This is a genomic window from Streptomyces sp. SCSIO 75703 (genome assembly GCF_036607905.1).
In the GTDB taxonomy this organism is placed as follows: Bacteria; Actinomycetota; Actinomycetes; order Streptomycetales; family Streptomycetaceae; genus Streptomyces.
The window spans coordinates 2,389,507-2,406,587 of sequence record NZ_CP144555.1; the positions used below are offsets into that span (position 1 = coordinate 2,389,507).

Genomic DNA, 17,081 nt, shown 5'->3' on the forward strand with positions numbered 1-17,081 from the left:
GGTGCGCGAAGCCCCCGCCGTCCGGAGCACGGGGCCCGGTGCCGGGCCGGAAGGGGCTCAGTAGACGGGCTTCTCCGGTTCGATCTGGTTGACCCAGCCGATCACGCCGCCGCCCACGTGGACGGCGTCCGAGAAGCCGGCGGACTTCAGGACCGCCAGGACTTCCGCACTGCGGACACCCGTCTTGCAGTTCAAGACGATCTTCTTGTTCTGCGGCAGGCTCTCCAGGGCGGTGCCCATCAGGAACTCGTTCTTGGGGATCAGGCGGGCGCCCGGGATGGAGACGATCTCGAACTCGTTGGGCTCGCGGACGTCGATCAGTTCGAGGTCCTCGCCGTCGTCGATCCACTCCTTGAGCTGCTTGGGAGTGATCGTGGAGCCGGCGGCGGCCTCCTGGGCCTCCTCCGAGACGACGCCGCAGAACGCCTCGTAGTCGATCAGCTCGGTGACGGTCGGGTTCTCGCCGCAGACCGCGCAGTCGGGGTCCTTGCGCACCTTGACCTGGCGGTACTGCATCTCCAGGGCGTCGTACACCATCAGGCGGCCGACCAACGGCTCGCCGATGCCGGCGAGGAGCTTGATCGCCTCGTTGGCCTGGATGGAGCCGATGGACGCGCAGAGCACGCCGAGCACGCCGCCCTCGGCGCAGGAGGGGACCATGCCGGGGGGCGGGGGCTCCGGGTAGAGGCACCGGTAGCAGGGGCCGTGCTCGGACCAGAAGACGGAGGCCTGGCCGTCGAAGCGGTAGATCGAGCCCCACACGTAGGGCTTGTTCAGCAGCACACAGGCGTCGTTGACCAGGTAGCGGGTGGCGAAGTTGTCCGTGCCGTCGACGATCAGGTCGTACTGGGCGAAGATGTCCTTCACGTTGTCGGCCTCGAGCCGCTCCTGGTGCAGGACCACCTTCACGTAGGGGTTGATGCCCTGGATCGTGTCCCGCGCGGACTCGGCCTTCGGCCGGCCGATGTCGGCCTGGCTGTGGATGACCTGACGCTGCAGGTTCGACTCGTCGACCTCGTCGAACTCCACGATGCCGAGGGTGCCCACACCCGCCGCGGCCATGTACATCAGCCCCGGCGAACCCAGGCCACCGGCGCCCACAAAGAGCACCTTGGCGTTCTTCAGCCGCTTCTGCCCGTCCATCCCGACGTCGGGGATGATCAGGTGGCGGGAGTACCTGCGGACCTCGTCTACGGTGAGCTCGGGGGCCGGCTCGACCAGGGGTGGCAGCGACACGGGGACTCCGTTGGTCGGTCAATCATGACGGTTGTTCTCCGCGTAACACTGCCACGGCCTTTTTCATTCCGAGACACCCATCCCGAGGCGCGAGACGATATCGTCCCAGTACCCGGGCATGGTCTCCCAGGGGTCGGCCCATCCGCCCTGGTCGGTGCGGTCGGTGAAGTAGATCGTCGCCGCGCCCTGCCAGCGGGCGATGCGCAGCGCCTCCTCCAGGTGTCCGTGCGGGACGCCGTGCACGAGGTGGCAGAAGCGCTCGGGCGGATAGTCCGCGCTCCACTCGGCCGCCTGCGACCAGCGGTAGTCGCTCCAGGCCCCGGAGAAGGTGACCATCTGGTCGGCGCTCTCCGCATAGCCCGGGTGCGGGTGGGTGCCGTGGCCGAGGACGATGTGGGCGTCGTCACGCAGGGCGCGGAGGGTGGCGACCGTGCGTCGCACCTCGGGCAGGTGGGACCGGTCGGCGGGGCAGCGGTCGAGGAGGAAGCCGTCGACCAGATACCAGTCGGCGTAGCGGCGGGCGTCCAGGACCAGGCCGCCGGAGGGCCGCCGCCCGTACGCGCCGTCGAGGCGGCCGAGGACGCGGACGCCCGCGTTGCGCAGGCGTCCGGCGGCTTCGAGGCAGTGCGGGTCGGGCTGGCTGCCGGGGCCGTCGGCGATGTCGAGCACGACCCAGTGCAGTGGGGTCCCCGGGCTGGTGAGGCCGGCCCATTCGGCGGGGGCGAGGAGGGGGTGGGCCAGCCCGGGGACGGCGAGGCCGGTGCGGAGTTCGGTGCTCGCGGTGCCCTGGGCGGTGCTGGTCAGATACGGCATGCCGCCTCCATCCAGATGTCGGCGAGGGACTCTTCGAGGTGGATGCGGGGGCGCCAGCCGAGCCGGTCGCGGGCGGTGCGCACGTCGGCCTGCTGCCAGCCGCCGCAGCCGTCGGGGTAGGGGTAGGCGACGGGGGCTGCGTGGTCCGGGTCGCCCCGGTGGTCGCGGTGGACGAGGGGGTCCGGGCGGTGGTGGCCGAGCGGGTCGGGCCGGTGGTGGCCGAGGCCGTCGCGGTGCCCGAGGGATTCGGAGCGGGGGTGCCCGATGAGGGGGCGCATGGCGCCGGGGGGCGCGTCGAGTTCGTGCAGGGCACCGCCGTAGCCGGCCACGCGGGCGAGGGTGGCGGCGGCGTCGCGCAGGCGGACGGCGCGGCCGGAGCCGATGTTGATGACGCCCTGGGCGGCGGAGAGGGAGGCGGCGTGGACGGCGCGGGCCACGTCGCGGACGTCGACGAAGTCGCGCTGGGCGGCGAGGCCGCCGAGCCGCAGTTCGCCGTCGCCGGATTGCATGGCGCGGCGCATGGCCTCGGCGAGCCGGCCGAGCGGGGAACCGGCGGGGGTGCCGGGGCCGGCGGGTGAGAAGACGCGCAGGACGACGGCGTCCAGGTCGGAGCCGAGGACCAGTTCGGTGGCGGCGAGCTTGCTGACGCCGTAGGGCCCGCCGGGCCGGGGCACGGCGTCCTCGGCGGTGGAGGAACCGGGCTGGCTGGGCCCGTACTCCGAACCGCAGCCGACCTGCACCAGGCGGGCTCCGCAGCGGCTGCGGCGCAGGGCCTCGCAGATGGTGGCGACGGCGACGGTGTTGTGCCGGGTGAGGTCGCGCGCGCCGCCACGGGTGGCGCCCGCGCAGTTGACGACGACCCCGGGGTGCACGGCGTCGAAGAAGCGGGTCAGCGCGCCGGGGCTGCCGGTGGCGAGGTCGAAGCGGACGTCGGCGTCGTCGCCGCGGCCGAGGGCGGTGAGCTGCACGGCGGGGTCGGCGAGGAGGCGTTCGGCGACGAAGCGGCCGATGTACCCGGTGGAACCGATCAGCAGGACTCTCATCGGGCTGCCCCCGGGGCCGGGTTGTCGGGTCGGGAGAGGGTCATCTGGGGGTCTCCTTCGAGGCGGGGGTGAGGGGGGTGGGCGGTCACGGGGCACGGGGTCGTCGTCATCGCGGCCGGTCCGCGGGGGCGTGGGCCGAGGCCCGGGTCAGCCGGCGGGTCGCGTGGACCAGGAGGACCAGCGCGCCGAGACCACAGGCGCTCGTCGGTACGGCGGCCGGGCCCCACAGGCCGACGAGGCTTTCCACGGGCAGGGCCGCGACGTCCCAGCCGGGCAGCCGGCCGGCGAAGACGCTGGCCAGGGCGGTCGCCTCGGCGGCGGCCACGGCGGTGAGCACGAGCGAGGGGGCGTGGGCGAAGCCGTGGACGGTCAGCAGCCGGGCGAGCAGCAGCAGCGCGCCCAGGGTGAGGCCCTGCGGAAGGCCGTGGGGCTCGTCGAGGACGGTGCCGGTCAGGGTGAGCAGCGCCGCGAGGACGACGAGGAAGAGGGCGACCAGGCCGAGCAGCAGGGGGCGCAGTGCGGTGGTGAAGTCGGCGAGGCCACGGCTCGTGGCCAGCTTGCGCCGGGCGCGCGTGGCGAGGACGTGGGCGGTCCCGACGGCGGGCGCGCAGGACAGCGCCAGCGCGAGGAGCGGGGCGGTGGTGATCCCCCACGGTCCTGTGGCGGTGCCGTCGGGCGGACCGTCGGGACCGCCGCCGAGGGCGGCGTGGAGCAGTCCGTCCCCGAAGACGGCGTACGCGAGGAGCCAGCAGGTCCGCCCGACGGGGGCGTGCGCCTCGGCGCGCAGCGGCCCCCGGCGCAGCACCGCGCCCAGCGCCACGGCCACGGCGAGGGCACCGACGGCGGCGGCGACGACCTGGACGCGTCCCTCGGTGAGGCGCAGGGCGGCCACGGTGGCGGCGCACAGCACGCCGGGCAGCAGCCCGAGGGCGATCCAGCGCGTGGCCGACGGCGTGTCGGGGGCCTCGGTGACGGGTTCGGGCGTGTCGGTGTCGCGGGGGACGCGGGCGTACATCTCCTCGGCGAGGGAGAAGACGTCACGGTGGCGGAAGCGCGCGGCGGTGCGGTCGGTGACGCCGTGTGCCTCCAGCCCGGCGGCGATCTCCAGGGGGTCCACGGCGCGTTCGCACAGGGCGCGGTGGCGGTGCATCAGGGACTTGACGGGGTCCGCGGCGGTACGGGCGGCGGCTCGCGCGGGCCAGGGCCCACGGGCGGCGGGCCGGGTGTCCGCGGCGGCGACCGCCCGACCAGGTCCGGCGAGCCGGACGTCTCCCCCGGAGACCGCCGCACCGCGACCGGCGCGTCCCGCGTCCCCGGCGGACGCCGCCCCACCCTGACCGGCCGGGCGGAAGCCCTCGGCGGACGTTCCCGCGCCCCGGCCGGCGGACCCGCCGTGCGCGGCGCAGGCCGCCTCGCCACGGCCGGCCGCTGCCGGCGGGGAGCCGTCGGCGGAAACCGTCTCACTGGCAGCAGCCGGCCACGCGACTCCCGCGGAGGCCGTCCCCCCACGACCGGCCGGCCAGGAGCCCTCGACGGGGGTCCCCCCCTCAGGAGCTGCGGGCCCGGTATTCGTCGCGGACGTTCCCTCGCCACGCCGGGCCGCCTCCCCGCGACCGGCCCCCGGCCGGGAACCCCCGCCGGAAGCCGCTCCGCCGGGGCCGGCGTCTCCCGCGTCCCCGGCGGACGCCGCGTCACCGGGACCGGCCGGCCGGATGCCCCCGGCCGGGGCCGTCGCGGTCGCGCCGGGTCCGTCGCCGGGCCGCCGGCCTTCTTCCTCCCCGGTCGTCGCCGTCTCCCGGCCGAGGGCGGAGGCCGCCGCTCCCCCGGCCGCGTCTCCGTAGCCGGGGCCGCCGGTGTGCGGGGCTATCCCGGACAGGCCGCCGGCGCCGCGCCGGCCCGCGCCCGACACCTCGTCGGCGGCGATCGGCCCCCGGCCGGGCGTGTGGGAAGCACCGAGCGGGCCGGGCGCGCTGACGTCGGCGACGGTGGCGCGGTGCGCGCCCCAGGGGGGCGTCGCGGGCGTGTCGATCCCGTGGTCGGCGTGGTCCGGCCGCGTCTCCCAGGGGCCCTGCGGGAGCGGACGTCGAGGACGGTCCAGGCCGCTCACCGCACTCCCTCCCCGACGGAGGCGGGCGCGGTGGCCCGGACGGGGGCGCCCTTCGCCCAGCCGGGGCCGCCCCGGGGCGCGGCGGGGGCGGAGGTGTCGGTCCACCGGCCGGGGACGTGGGCCTCGGCCGGGACGGCGAAGGGCAGCGGTGCCCCGGGGTCGTCCGGGACGAGGTGGCGGACCGGGGTCCTCGAAAGGATCTCCAGGTAGATGCCGTGGAACGCGGTGACGTTCTGCTCGACGGTGAAGAGTTCCAGTGCGCGGGCGCGCGCGGCGGCGCCCAGGCGTTCCCTGCGCTCCGGGTCGCGCAGCAACGCGACGCACGCTTCGGCGAGCGCCCGGGGGTTGCGCGGCGGTACGACCAGTCCGGTGCCGCCGATGGCCTCCACCACGGCGCCGACGTCGGTGGAGACGGTGGCGCGGGCGCAGAACATGGCCTCCACCAGCCCCGCCGGAAACCCTTCGACGACGCTGGAGAGGACGACGACGGCCCCGGCGGCGTAGGCGTCGGCGCGGGTGGGCAGTTCCGGTCCGCCGGTCTGCTCGAAGGAGACGGGGTTGTCGCCGACCGCGTGGGGGCCGTCGGCCTCGTCGGGGAAGAGCTGGGCGGCGAGCCCCTGGCAGTGGGCGAGGTAGGCGGCGCCCTCGGGGCCCGCCGGGGTGCCGACGACGCGGAGACGGGCGCCGGGTTCCTCGCGTCGGATCTCGGCGAAGGCGTGCAGCAGCGAGACCAGGTCCTTGGCGGGCTCGACGGTGCCGACCCAGACGAGGGTCCGCGGGTCGGCGCGCTCCGGCGCCTCGGCCGCCTCGGCGAAGGGCGTCGCGTCCATCCCGGGGTGGACCGTGCGGACCTTGTGGCGTTCGGCGCCGCAGCGTTCCTGCCAGCGGCGGGCGTGGGTGTTGCCCGGGGTGATCAGGGCGGCCCGGCGGTAGGTCTCGGTGGCCAGCCGGCCCTGGAAGGCGGCCAGCAGGGCGCGGGTGGCGGGCGGGGAGTCCGGTTCGCGCAGGTAGTGCGTCCGCAGCCGGACGCCGTACTCGGTGACCAGCAGCGGCACGCCGTGGAAGTGCGCGGCGAGCAGTCCGGGCAGCGCCGCGGCGCCGCCGGAGGCCGCGTGGCAGAGGTCGACGTCGCCGAGGCCGTCGGCTTCGTACCAGTCGAGGGAGAGGGGGCGCAGGGCGTGTTCGAGGCGTGCGGCGACGGTGAGCAGGTCGGGGACGCGGGCCTCGCGGGCGGAGCGCCGGGCGCCGGGCGCGCGACAGGCGCGTTCCAGGGCGCGTACGGCGGTCTCGGAGCGGAGCGCGGCGGGGAGCCCGCCCTCGTCCCGGGCGAGTTCGGCGAGACCGTAGAGCGCGTTGGCGAAACGGTCCGCCTCAGTGCTGGTCGCCTCTCCGGGACGGCCCGAGGGGTCCTGGGGGCCGGTGGCGCACAGGGCGGTGGCGAGTTCGGCGTAGGACTCGGCGAAGCGCCGGCGCGCGCGCCGTCCGTACCCGGCCCCGTCGTCCTCGGTTTCCCAGAGCGGAGCGGTGCGCACCCGGCTCACCTGGGGCGGCAGCGAGACCCAGCCCTCGTCCTCCTGCCGGGCGTCGCGGCTGAGCGCGTAGACGTCGAACTCGTGCTGTTCGAGCCCGCGTACGAGCCGGTCGCACCAGAGTCCGGCCTCACCGCTCGCATACGGGTAGCCGCCCTCCGTAAGCAGTCCGATGCGCACGCGCGCACCCCCGATCTCCCGTTTCGGGAGCCGCCGTTGACCCGGCGGCTCGCAGCGGGACGAACGTAAGCGGACAAGGCGGGGGCGCGCCGGACGGTTGTCCGTCGCACCACCAAAAGGGGTGAACGGTCGTAACTTTCGTCGGCGGAGTGCGTTTGATCGCGCTAAGGGATCATGCCGCTACACGGCGTGACGCTTCGGCCATGCCTGGTCAAGCGCCCGGGTACGCCCAGGGGTTGGGCCGGCAGCGGATGCCGTCGTGGTCGAGGAACTTGGTCTGCTGCTGCATGACGGGCGCGAGGTCGCCGTCCTTGTCGCAGGTGACGTGGTTGTAGCCGATGCGGTGGCCGACCTCGTGGTTGATCAGCATCTGCCGGTAGGCGTGGATGTGCCTGTCGCCGTAGGTCTCCGAGCCCTGTGCCCACCGGTAGGCGTTGATCATCACGCGGGGGGTGGCGGCGGAGTCGCAGGAGACGTTGTCCTCGGTGGTGTCCAGTCCGGACTTGGCGCACCAGAAGGCGGTGGTACCGGGGCTGGCGAGGGTGATGACGAAGTCGGGGTCCCCGGAGTGGATGCGTTCGAAGGTGCGCGCCCCGTTGTGCGCCCAACTGCGGTCGTCGTTGAGCGTCTTCTGCACGGCCTCGGCGAACAGGTCGCCGTCGAGGCCGAGTCCGCGCTCGATGTCGACGCGGTAGGTGTACTTCCGCCCCGTCCCGGGGGCCTTGGCGACGCCGGTGACGGCGTCGAAGGTGCCGGGTCCCTCCAGATCGGCGCCGAGCGGGTAGAGGGTGCTCATCCGCTGCGCGTAGGTCGGGGGCGCCGCCTCGGGGGCGGGGGGCACCGCCCGCCCGTCGGTGCGCGCCGAGGCGCCCCGGGCGTCGCGCGCCCCGTCGGCGGCGGCCCGCGAGCGGACGCCCTCGCCGTCCTGGCCGTCGGCGACCTGTCCGGCGACGACGATCGCCAGCACCGTGGTCACCGCCGCCGCGGCGATGCCGGTGAAGGTGCGCCCCTTGGCGCCCTTGGCGGGCGCGGGGTCCTCGGCGGGTCGCTCCGGGCCGACGGCGCCGTGTCCGCCGTCACCGCGGGTGCCCTCCGGGTGCGTGTCGGCGGGGGCGTCGCTCCAGTCGCCGATGAAGGGGCCCTCGCCGTGCCCGGAGACGGCGGGGCCGCGCGGGGGCCGGGCGGCGAAGACGTCGTCGTCGTCGAAGGCGTCGAGGTACTCCTGGCGCGGGCCCTCCGCACGCGCCCGGCGCGGCGTCCCGCCCGGACGCTCCCGCCGCGCCTCGTCCGGGGCCCGCCGGGGCGGGCCGCCGGGCGGCGACTGCCGCTGGCGCGGAAGCGGCACACCAGGGCCCTCCGGGGTGCCGGTCCATGGTGCCGCCGGCGTGTCGCGCCCGGCGCCGGGCGCCTCGCCCAGCCGTCCCCAGCCGCCACCGGCCTCCCGGTGTTCGGGGTGTCCTCCGCGCACGCGCGGCCCGGCGTGCGCGGGAGTGTCACCGGGGAACCGGGGACCGCCCGCCGCGGGGCCCGTACGCGGAGAGCCGCCGTCGGTCGCGCGGGGAGCGCCTCCGGGCCCGCCCCGGGGGCCGCGCCCCGCGGGGTCGCCCGCGATCCCCGGGAAGCCGTACGGCGGTGTGCCGTCCGCCGGCGGCGGACCCACCCGCCCGGCTCCGGCCTGGAGCCCGCCCGTCCGGCCGTCCTGGAGCCCGCCCGTCGTACCCGACGGCGTGTCATACGGCGTGCCCGGCACCGTTCCCGGCCGGCCGGCGTACGCCTCGCGCGGGGCGGCGTCGGGCACGGGACCGGCCGGGGCCGCCCGCTCCTCCGCGGGCGTGCCGCTCATCCGCCGGCGGCCGGGCCGCCGGATCAGGCCCTCCCGTGCGGCGGCGTCCGCGTCGTCGCCCCGGGGAGCGGGGCCGCGACGGCTGTGGCGTCCCACGTCGCGCCTCAGCCTCCTGTGCTCTGGTCGGCGGGCTCGTCCGCGACGGCCGCCTCGGTCCTCTCGCCGGCCGCCGGCTCCCGGGTGTCCGCGAGGAGTTCGCGGAACGCCGTGGCCACCGTCTCCGGGTACTCCATCATCGCCACGTGTCCCGCGTCGGGCAGCGTCAGCAGCCGCGAGTCGCGGAAGGCGCGTGCGGCCCGCTGGGCCCTGCGGTGGCCGACGAGTTGGTCGCGTCCACCGTAGACCAGCAACGTGGGCGCGAGGACCCGTTCCGCCTGTCGCCACAGCCCGTGCTGCCCGCCGACGGTGTACGCGTTGACGATACCGCGCGCGGAGCGGGTCATCGCGTCCCAGAAATAGGGGAGTTGGAGTCGCCGCTCCATCTCGTCGACGGCGTTGCGGAAGCCCTCGGGGGTCACTCTGGCGGGATCGCCGTAACAGAGCGCGGTGACGCCTCGGACCCGTTCCTCCGCCGTCCACTCCCGGGTGAGACGGGAGAACAGGGGGACGACCCCGGGGACGGCCATCAGCCCGGTCGGCACGGCGCTGCGCTGGACGCGGATCTCGGGCAGGGCCGGCGACACGAGGGTCAGCGTCCGCACGAGGTCGGGCCGGACGGCGGCCACGCGCGTGGCGACGGCTCCGCCGAGGGAGTTGCCGAAGAGGTGGACGGGGCCGCGCGCGCTCGCGTCGAGGTGGCGGATGACGGCGCGGGCGTGGCCCGTCACCGAGTAGTCGCCGTCGTCCGGCGGCGGGGACTCGCCGAAGCCGGGCAGGTCGACGGCCTCGCCGTCCACGAGGTCGTCGAGCAGGGGCATCAGCGCCGACCAGTTCTGAGAGGAGCCGCCGAGGCCGTGCACGTAGAGCGCGGGCGGCAGCCCCTCGCGCGCGGGAGGACGGGAGCGGAGCGTCAGGGTGATGCCGGGCAGGTGCGCCTGCCGGAGCCGTTCGCCTTCCGTGCCCCTGACGGCCGCCACCTTGGGCAGGACGGTGGCGGGCGGCACGGACGGCGGCTCGGTCGAAGACATGCGGCAATGTTACGAGACGATCACGCCCCGCTTGACGTGTTCGCCATCACAGGCCGCCCCCAGGGGGAAGCCGTCGCCGCGAGCGGCCCGGAGCACCCCGGACCCCTCCGAAACACCTCCCCGAGCCCGATGGACGGCCGCCCGGAGCCTCCCTGGAGGCCTTCCCGGCACCCGGGGACGACCGCCCCGGGGCTCCCCGGGACTCTCCCCGGAACCCAGGGGACGCCGCCCGGAGCCCCGCCGGGCTTCACCCCGTGACGCATGGCGTGCGCACCGGGTGTCTCCTACGCTCGGGGCGGGGCACCCGGTGTTCGCCCCTGTGCGCCAGGGACGTCTTCGAGGAAGGGAGCCCAGCATGACCGTCGATCCCACCGACCCCGAGACCTTCGACGACGAGAACGAGGAGCCCGGCGAGATCGGTGTCGAGGAGCCCGACGCCGACGCGGCCGAGCAGTACGCCGACGTCGCCCCGGAGCGCGACGACTCGCTGACCGGCGTGGAACCGGACCGGGCCAGCGAGGGCGACCTCGCGGAACAGGCCCGGGTCGTCCACCACGACGAGGACGACTACCGCTGAGACGGGCCGTCCGTGCGGGGACCGGAAGGCGCCTCCTGACAGGAAAGAGGCCGTTTTATGCCCGGTCTGAGATCTTTTGAAACCTCTTGCACGCCTTTCGCCGCCGTCCGGTCCGTGAAATTCTGCGCTCGCACCGCGCACACCACGGTTACCGAAAAGTACGATGGCGACGCGGCGCACACCGCACGTGGACGACTATGGGAGGCGGCGTGACAGCCATCGAGCAGACAGAGGCGGTACGCCCGCGGGGCACACGCCTTCCCCGCCGAGCCCGGCGGAACCAGCTCCTGGGCGCCGCGCAGGAAGTGTTCGTGGCACAGGGCTACCACGCCGCCGCGATGGACGACATCGCCGAGCGGGCCGGCGTCAGCAAGCCGGTGCTCTACCAGCACTTCCCGGGCAAGCTGGACCTCTACCTCGCCCTGCTCGACCAGCACTGCGAGGCGCTCATCCAGTCGGTGCGGCACGCGCTCGCGTCGACGACCGACAACAAGCAGCGCGTGCGCGCGACGATGGACGCCTACTTCGCGTACGTCGAGGACGACGGGGGCGCCTTCCGGCTGGTCTTCGAATCGGACCTGACCAACGAGCCGGCCGTGCGCGAGCGCGTCGACAAGGTCACCAACGAGTGCGCCGAGGCGATCTGCGACGTGATCGCGGAGGACACCGGCCTCTCGCGGGCCGAGTCGATGCTCCTCGCCTCCGGTCTGGGCGGCCTCGCGCAGGTGGTGGCCCGCTCCTGGCTGCACAGCGACCGCAGCGTGCCGCGCGACCAGGCGGTCCAGTTGCTGACCTCGCTGGCCTGGCGGGGCATCGCCGGCTTCCCGATGCACGGCACCGAGCAGCACTGACGCCGGCGGCGGCCGCGGTCCCGGTGCCCCGTGGGGCGCGGGCCGCGGCCGCCGCCGCGTCGGCGCGGGCCGGCTGTTCGCTCCTGGCGTTCTCCGGTGCGGCGTACCGCTCCCCCGCACCGGGCTAGTGTGTGCGGGTACGGCGCGGAAGGATCGCGCACTTCACTGACCGTCGGAGGGACATAGCCGTGGAGGTCAAGATCGGCGTGCAGCACGCGCCCCGCGAGATCGTTCTGGAGAGCGGTCAGAGCGCCGACGAAGTCGAGCGCCTGGTGGCCGAGGCGCTGGCGGGCAAGGCGCAGCTCCTGAGCCTCGTGGACGAGCACGGCCGCAAGGTCCTGGTGCCCGCCGACCGTCTCGCGTACGTCGAGATCGGCGAGCCGTCCCCGCGCAAGGTGGGCTTCGGCACGCTCTGACGGCAGGACGGCGAACGGGGAGGGCCCGGCGGCAGGTGACCGCCGGGCCCTCCCCGTTCGGTACCCGCGGGTCACCCTCGGGGGGTGGATTGCGCCGCATGGGCCACGGGTAGGACGGCTACGACCGTTTCGGGCACGCCGACCGTGTGGGAGGGACCCCCGACATGCTGCTGCAAGCGCTCATCGCCACGCTCCTCGGCCTCGCCCTGGCCTGGGCCGCCGTCCGCCGCCTGCCGCACCGCCTGCCGGCCCCCGTCCTGGTCCTGCCGACGGGTGTCGCCGGCGCGCTCTTCGGGGCCTTCGTCACGCACACCGCGCTGGACGCGGGCGGACTCGTGCCGGTCCTCATAGGCGCGGTGACCTTCGCCGTGGCCTCGCTGTCGCTGCTGCTGCGACCGGCGGGGGCACTCCGGCACCGTTCGGCGACCGCCTGAGCGCCGCGTCGGCGCGCGCCGGACGGGCGCCCGCGCCGGACCGGCCCCGGGCGGCCGCGCTCCCGGCGCACCCGGCCCGGCCCCCGGACGGCGCCCGGACGAGCCCGGCCCCCGTCCGGGCCTCTCCCCGCCCCCGGCACGCCTCAGGCGGCGAGGCCCAGCGCCGCCATCCGCTTGGTGTGGGCCTCGGTGATCCGGGAGAACATCCTGCCGACCTCGGCGAGGTCGAAGCCGTCCGCGACCCCGCCCACGAGCATGGTCGACAGCGCGTCCCGCTCGGCGACCACCCGCTGCGACTGCGACAGGGCCTCGCCCATCAGCCGCCGCGCCCACAGGGCCAGCCGTCCGCCCACACGCGGCTCGGCCTCGATCGCGGCGCGCACCTTCTCCACCGCGAAGCTCGCGTGCCCGGTGTCGTCCAGCACCGCCAGCACCAGGGCACGGGTGTCGGAGTCGAGCCGGGCGGCCACCTCACGGTAGAAGTCACTGGCGATGGAGTCGCCCACGTACGCCTTGACCAGGCCCTCCAGCCAGTCCGAGGGGTCCGTCTGGCGGTGGAAGCCGTCGTAGGCGGCCACGAAGGGGTCCATCGCCGCCGTCGGCTCCTCGCCGATCTCGGCCAGCCGGTCGCGCAGCCGCTCGAAGTGGTGGAACTCCGCCGACGCCATCTTCGCCAGCTCCGCCTTGTCGGCCAGCGTCGGCGCCAGCTTGGCGTCCTCCGCCAGCCGCTCGAACGCCGCCAGCTCCCCGTAGGCGAGCGCGCCGAGCAGATCCACGACGGCGGCGCGGTACTGCGGGTCGGCGGAGGCCGTCGCCCAGTCCCGGGCGGCGATTCCGGTGGGTGCGGTCGTGGTGTCCGCGGCGTTGCCAGGCTTGTCAGAGCTCGTCATGGAGCGCACAATAGTCCGCCCGCCACCCCCTCCACGGCCCCGGCCGATGAGTGTGACGACGGCTACGTCCGCACATCCCCCCTCGCATGTGCGCGAATCCGGGGTATGGTGGTAATGCGCCTGCCGAGTATGTGACGTACGGGTACGTGACATCGTCGACGGGCCGCACGCATGAGGATGCCCGGTCGGTGGCCCGATCGGCTCCGACCCGACAGCCCTCCCCGTCGTGCGCACCGGTGTGTACGGACCCGGAGGGAGACCCTCAGCGGTTCGAGCGCTAGAGCGTCGGCAGAGGTCCCGTGTCCTACGGCCCGCCCGTATGGCAGCCGACGTCCCCGGCACGGTCGCCACGACCCCCGCGCTCGCCTCGCACCGCGCACACAGAAGAGGCAGCACCCTGACTACGACGTTCCGATCCCTCGGAATCCTCCCCGAGACCGCCGAAGCCCTCGAGGCCGTCGGCATCGTCCACCCCTTCCCCATCCAGGAGATGACGCTCCCCGTCGCCCTCTCGGGCACGGACGTCATCGGCCAGGCCAAGACCGGCACCGGCAAGACGCTGGGCTTCGGCCTCCCCCTCCTGGAGCGGGTGACCGTCCCCGCCGACGTGGAGGCGGGCCGCGCCGCCCCCGAATCGCTCACCGACGCCCCGCAGGCGCTCGTCGTCGTCCCCACGCGCGAGCTGTGCCAGCAGGTGACCAACGACCTCCTGACCGCCGGCAAGGTCCGCAACGTGCGGGTCACCGCGATCTACGGCGGCCGTGCCTACGAGCCGCAGGTCGAGGCGCTGAAGAAGGGCGTCGACGTGGTCGTCGGCACCCCCGGCCGTCTCCTGGACCTGGCCGGCCAGCGCAAGCTGGACCTCAAGCACGTCCGGTGCCTGGTCCTCGACGAGGCCGACGAGATGCTCGACCTGGGCTTCCTGCCCGACGTCGAGAAGATCGTCACGATGCTCCCGGCCAAGCGCCAGACCATGCTGTTCTCGGCGACCATGCCGGGCGCGGTCATCGGACTGGCCCGCCGCTACATGTCGCAGCCCACGCACATCCGCGCCACCTCGCCGGACGACGAGGGCGCGACGGTCGCCAACATCAAGCAGTTCGTCTACCGCGCGCACTCCATGGACAAGCCGGAGATGGTCTCCCGCATCCTCCAGGCCGAGGGCCGCGGACTGGCGATGATCTTCTGCCGCACCAAGCGCACCGCCGCCGACATCGCCGAGCAGCTCCAGCGCCGCGGTTTCGCCGCCGGCGCGGTCCACGGCGACCTCGGACAGGGTGCCCGCGAGCAGGCGCTGCGCGCCTTCCGCAACGGCAAGGTGGACGTGCTGGTCTGCACCGACGTCGCCGCCCGCGGCATCGATGTCGAGGGTGTGACGCACGTCGTCAACTACCAGTCGCCGGAAGAGGAGAAGACGTACCTCCACCGCGTGGGCCGGACCGGCCGCGCGGGCGCGAAGGGTACGGCGATCACCCTGGTCGACTGGGACGACATCCCGCGCTGGCAGCTCATCAACAAGGCGCTGGTGCTGGACTTCAACGACCCGCCGGAGACGTACTCCACCTCCCCCCACCTCTACTCCGACCTCGGCATCCCCGAGGGCACCAAGGGCGTGCTGCCCCGCTCGGAACGCACCCGTGCCGGGCTGGCCGCCGAGGAACTGGAGGACCTGGGCGAGCCGGGCGGCCGTGGTGGACGCGGCGGCCGTGGCCCTCGGGGCCGGGACGAGTCCCGTTCCGGCGACCGTGAGCAGTCCTCCCGTACGCCGCGCCGCCGTCGCCGGATGCGCGGCGGGGAGCCCGTGGACGCCGGGGCGGCCCCCGCCGAGGCGCCCGCGGCCGGGGACACCGACACGGACACCGAGGCCGGGAAGGGTCCGCGCACGCTGCGCCGCCGGCGCCGCACCCGCAACGGGGAGGCGGCCCGCCCGCAGGTGACCGCCGGGACCCCCGCCGACGAGACCGCCGAGGCCGCACACACCGCGGTGGCGACGGCCGAGGGCACGGACGTCCGGGCCGTCGAGGCCCCCGCGACCGAGCCGGCCGACGCCAGGCCGCGCCGCCGCCGCACCCGCAAGTCGGCGGAGGCCGCCCCGGTGGAGACCGTGGAGACCGCCCCCGTCGCGACCGCGCCGGTGGCCGGCAGGGTGACGGAACCGGAGGCCGCCGAGGCGCCCGTCGCCGAGGCCCCCGCCGAGAAGCCGCGCCGCCGCACCCGCAAGGCCGCGGCGACCGCCGAGGCGGTGCTCGACACCGCCGAGGCAGTCGCCGAGGCCCCCGCGGCCGAGGCGGTCGAGGCCACGCCGCGCCGTACGCGGAAGACCACGGCGGGGAAGGCCGTCGAGACGGAGGCCGTCACCGACGCCCCGGGCCTCCCGGCCCAGCCGGAGGCGGAGGCCGCGGAGACCAAGCCGCGCCGCGCCCGTAAGACGGCCGCCAAGAAGACCGCCGCGAAGACCGCCGAAGCCGAGGTCTCCCCGGCCGAGGCCGCGGTGGACACGGCCGAGGGCACCGGCACCACGCCGCGCCGCCGCACCCGCAAGGCCACGGCCACCGCCGAGGCCGCCGACACCACCGAGGCCGCCCAGCCGGAGGCGGAGGCCGCCGAGGCCAAGCCGCGCCGCACCCGTAAGACGGCCGCCAAGAAGACCACCGCGAAGACCGCCGAAGCCGAGGTCTCCCCGGCCGAGGCCGCGGTGGACACGGCCGAGGGCACCGGCACCACGCCGCGCCGCCGCACCCGCAAGGCCACGGCCACCGCCGAGGCCGCCGACGCGTCGGGCATCCCCGCGCAGGCGGCGCCAGAGCCCGAGGCCGCGCCGAAGCGCCGCACCCGCAAGACGGTCGCCTCCGCCGAGGCGACCGGCGCGGCGGAGGGCGCCGCCGAGGCGAAGCCGAAGGCCCGTCGCACCCGTAAGGCGGCCACGGCCGCCGCGGAGCCTGCCGAGAGCTGATCCGCACCGCCCGTCACCCCGTCGGCCCGGTCCCGCCATCCGCGCGGAACCGGGCCGGCGGCGTTCCCGCCTCCCCCGCCCCGCCCCCGGCGGATAGCCTCTGCCCGTGAGCACCAACGCCGCCTTCACCCCGCCCCCCGGAGCCCGTACCTACCGCCTGTGCACGCCGCGCGGCGAGTTCGCCGCCGTGGACTCCCCCGTGGCCGACGGCACCGGGCCGAGGGGGACCGTGCTGATGCTGCCCGGGTTCACCGGCAGCAAGGAGGACTTCACCCTGCTGCACGCCCCCCTCGCGGCACGCGGCTACCGGACGGTCGCCGTGGACGGACGGGGCCAGTACGAGACGCCCGGCCCGGAGCACGACGAGGCCCCCTACGCGCAGGCGGAACTGGCCCGGGACGTGCTGGCCCAGGTCACGGCGCTCGCGGTGCCGGTGCACCTGCTCGGGCACTCCCTCGGCGGGCAGATCGCCCGTGCCGCCGCGCTGCTCGACCCGGCGCCGTTCCTGTCCCTGACGCTCATGTCCTCCGGCCCGGCCCGGATCTCCGGCTCGCAGCGGCAGCGGGTGCGGCTGCTGCGGGACGCGCTCGACACCCTGACCATGGAGGAGGTCTGGAAGGTCATGCAGGCCATGGGCCCGCCCGAGGAGGCCGAGGCGGCCTCCCGGGGGACCGCCGACCGGGAGCGGCTGCGGGACCGCTGGCTGGGCACCATGCCTGCCCAACTCCGCGTCACCGGACGGCAGTTGTGTGAGGAGCCGGACCGGATTCCCGAGCTGGCGGCGCTGCCGCTGCCGTTCCACGTGCTGTCCGGGGAGCGTGACGACACCTGGCCCGTGCCGCTGCTGGACGACATGGCCCGGCGGCTGGGCGCGCACCGCACGGTGGTCGCCGGGGCCGAGCACTCCCCCAACACGGACCGGCCGCTGCCCACCGCCCGCGCCCTGGCCGACTTCTGGGACACCGTGCCGCAGGACCACCCGGACGACGCCACCGGCCTCTGACACGGAGCCGGCCCCCCGACACGGGTGCCGGCCCCTCACCCCGCCCCCCGGCCCGAGACCGACCCCGCCCCCGGCCCCC

Annotated in this window: 13 protein-coding genes and 1 pseudogene; 6 read left to right on the forward strand and 8 right to left on the reverse strand. The window is 75.5% G+C overall.

Annotated elements, in window-relative coordinates:
* Positions 1-57: 57 nt before the first annotated feature.
* The 7 genes and pseudogenes from moeZ to VM636_RS10310 form a co-directional block, all read right to left on the reverse strand.
* On the reverse strand, positions 58-1,236 hold the full coding sequence (gene moeZ / locus VM636_RS10280; protein WP_030419109.1) for an adenylyltransferase/sulfurtransferase MoeZ: 1,179 nt from the start codon (positions 1,234-1,236) through the stop codon (positions 58-60).
* 63 nt (positions 1,237-1,299) lie between these two features.
* Positions 1,300-2,049: a spherulation-specific family 4 protein gene (locus VM636_RS10285; protein ID WP_030419108.1), complete on the reverse strand. Its 750-nt coding sequence runs from the start codon at positions 2,047-2,049 to the stop codon at positions 1,300-1,302.
* A complete protein-coding gene (locus tag VM636_RS10290) occupies positions 2,037-3,092 on the reverse strand; it encodes an NAD-dependent epimerase/dehydratase family protein (protein ID WP_030419107.1) in 1,056 nt (351 codons plus the stop codon). The genes VM636_RS10285 and VM636_RS10290 overlap by 13 nt, the downstream gene beginning before the upstream one ends.
* Before the next feature lie 106 nt (positions 3,093-3,198).
* Positions 3,199-4,272, reverse strand: a pseudogene (locus tag VM636_RS10295) (hypothetical protein); the annotation flags it as partial.
* A 923-nt stretch (positions 4,273-5,195) separates the two neighbouring features.
* Positions 5,196-6,908, reverse strand: a complete 1,713-nt coding sequence (locus VM636_RS10300) for a DUF3492 domain-containing protein (protein ID WP_030419105.1) — start codon at positions 6,906-6,908, stop codon at positions 5,196-5,198.
* Between the two features lie 211 nt (positions 6,909-7,119).
* On the reverse strand, positions 7,120-8,847 hold the full coding sequence (locus tag VM636_RS10305) for a DUF3152 domain-containing protein (protein WP_338484287.1): 1,728 nt from the start codon (positions 8,845-8,847) through the stop codon (positions 7,120-7,122).
* An 8-nt stretch (positions 8,848-8,855) separates the two neighbouring features.
* Positions 8,856-9,878 carry an alpha/beta hydrolase gene (locus tag VM636_RS10310; protein ID WP_338484288.1) on the reverse strand — a complete coding sequence of 341 codons (1,023 nt, stop codon included), beginning with the start codon at positions 9,876-9,878 and terminating at the stop codon, positions 8,856-8,858.
* Between the two features lie 355 nt (positions 9,879-10,233).
* Here VM636_RS10310 and VM636_RS10315 point away from each other — a divergent pair, with 355 nt between their 5' ends.
* From VM636_RS10315 to VM636_RS10330, 4 genes are all read left to right on the forward strand, one after another.
* Entirely contained in the window at positions 10,234-10,455 is a 222-nt protein-coding gene (locus tag VM636_RS10315; protein ID WP_030419102.1) for a hypothetical protein, read from the forward strand.
* A 209-nt stretch (positions 10,456-10,664) separates the two neighbouring features.
* On the forward strand, positions 10,665-11,306 hold the full coding sequence (locus tag VM636_RS10320; protein ID WP_030419101.1) for a TetR/AcrR family transcriptional regulator: 642 nt from the start codon (positions 10,665-10,667) through the stop codon (positions 11,304-11,306).
* Positions 11,307-11,494: 188 nt separating this feature from the next.
* The gene (locus tag VM636_RS10325; RefSeq protein ID WP_030419100.1) at positions 11,495-11,722 is read left to right on the forward strand and encodes a DUF3107 domain-containing protein; all 228 of its coding nucleotides are present in this window, start codon (positions 11,495-11,497) and stop codon (positions 11,720-11,722) included.
* A gap of 164 nt (positions 11,723-11,886) precedes the next feature.
* Positions 11,887-12,156: a hypothetical protein gene (locus VM636_RS10330; RefSeq protein ID WP_030419099.1), complete on the forward strand. Its 270-nt coding sequence runs from the start codon at positions 11,887-11,889 to the stop codon at positions 12,154-12,156.
* Positions 12,157-12,299: 143 nt separating this feature from the next.
* Here VM636_RS10330 and VM636_RS10335 read toward each other — a convergent pair whose 3' ends face one another.
* The gene (locus tag VM636_RS10335; protein ID WP_030419098.1) at positions 12,300-13,046 is read right to left on the reverse strand and encodes a ferritin-like fold-containing protein; all 747 of its coding nucleotides are present in this window, start codon (positions 13,044-13,046) and stop codon (positions 12,300-12,302) included.
* Positions 13,047-13,365: 319 nt separating this feature from the next.
* Between VM636_RS10335 and VM636_RS10340 the strand changes: the two genes are divergently transcribed.
* On the forward strand, positions 13,366-15,999 hold the full coding sequence (locus VM636_RS10340; protein WP_338484289.1) for a DEAD/DEAH box helicase: 2,634 nt from the start codon (positions 13,366-13,368) through the stop codon (positions 15,997-15,999).
* Between the two features lie 106 nt (positions 16,000-16,105).
* Positions 16,106-17,002, forward strand: a complete 897-nt coding sequence (locus VM636_RS10345; RefSeq protein WP_338484290.1) for an alpha/beta hydrolase — start codon at positions 16,106-16,108, stop codon at positions 17,000-17,002.
* Positions 17,003-17,081 lie beyond the last annotated feature (79 nt).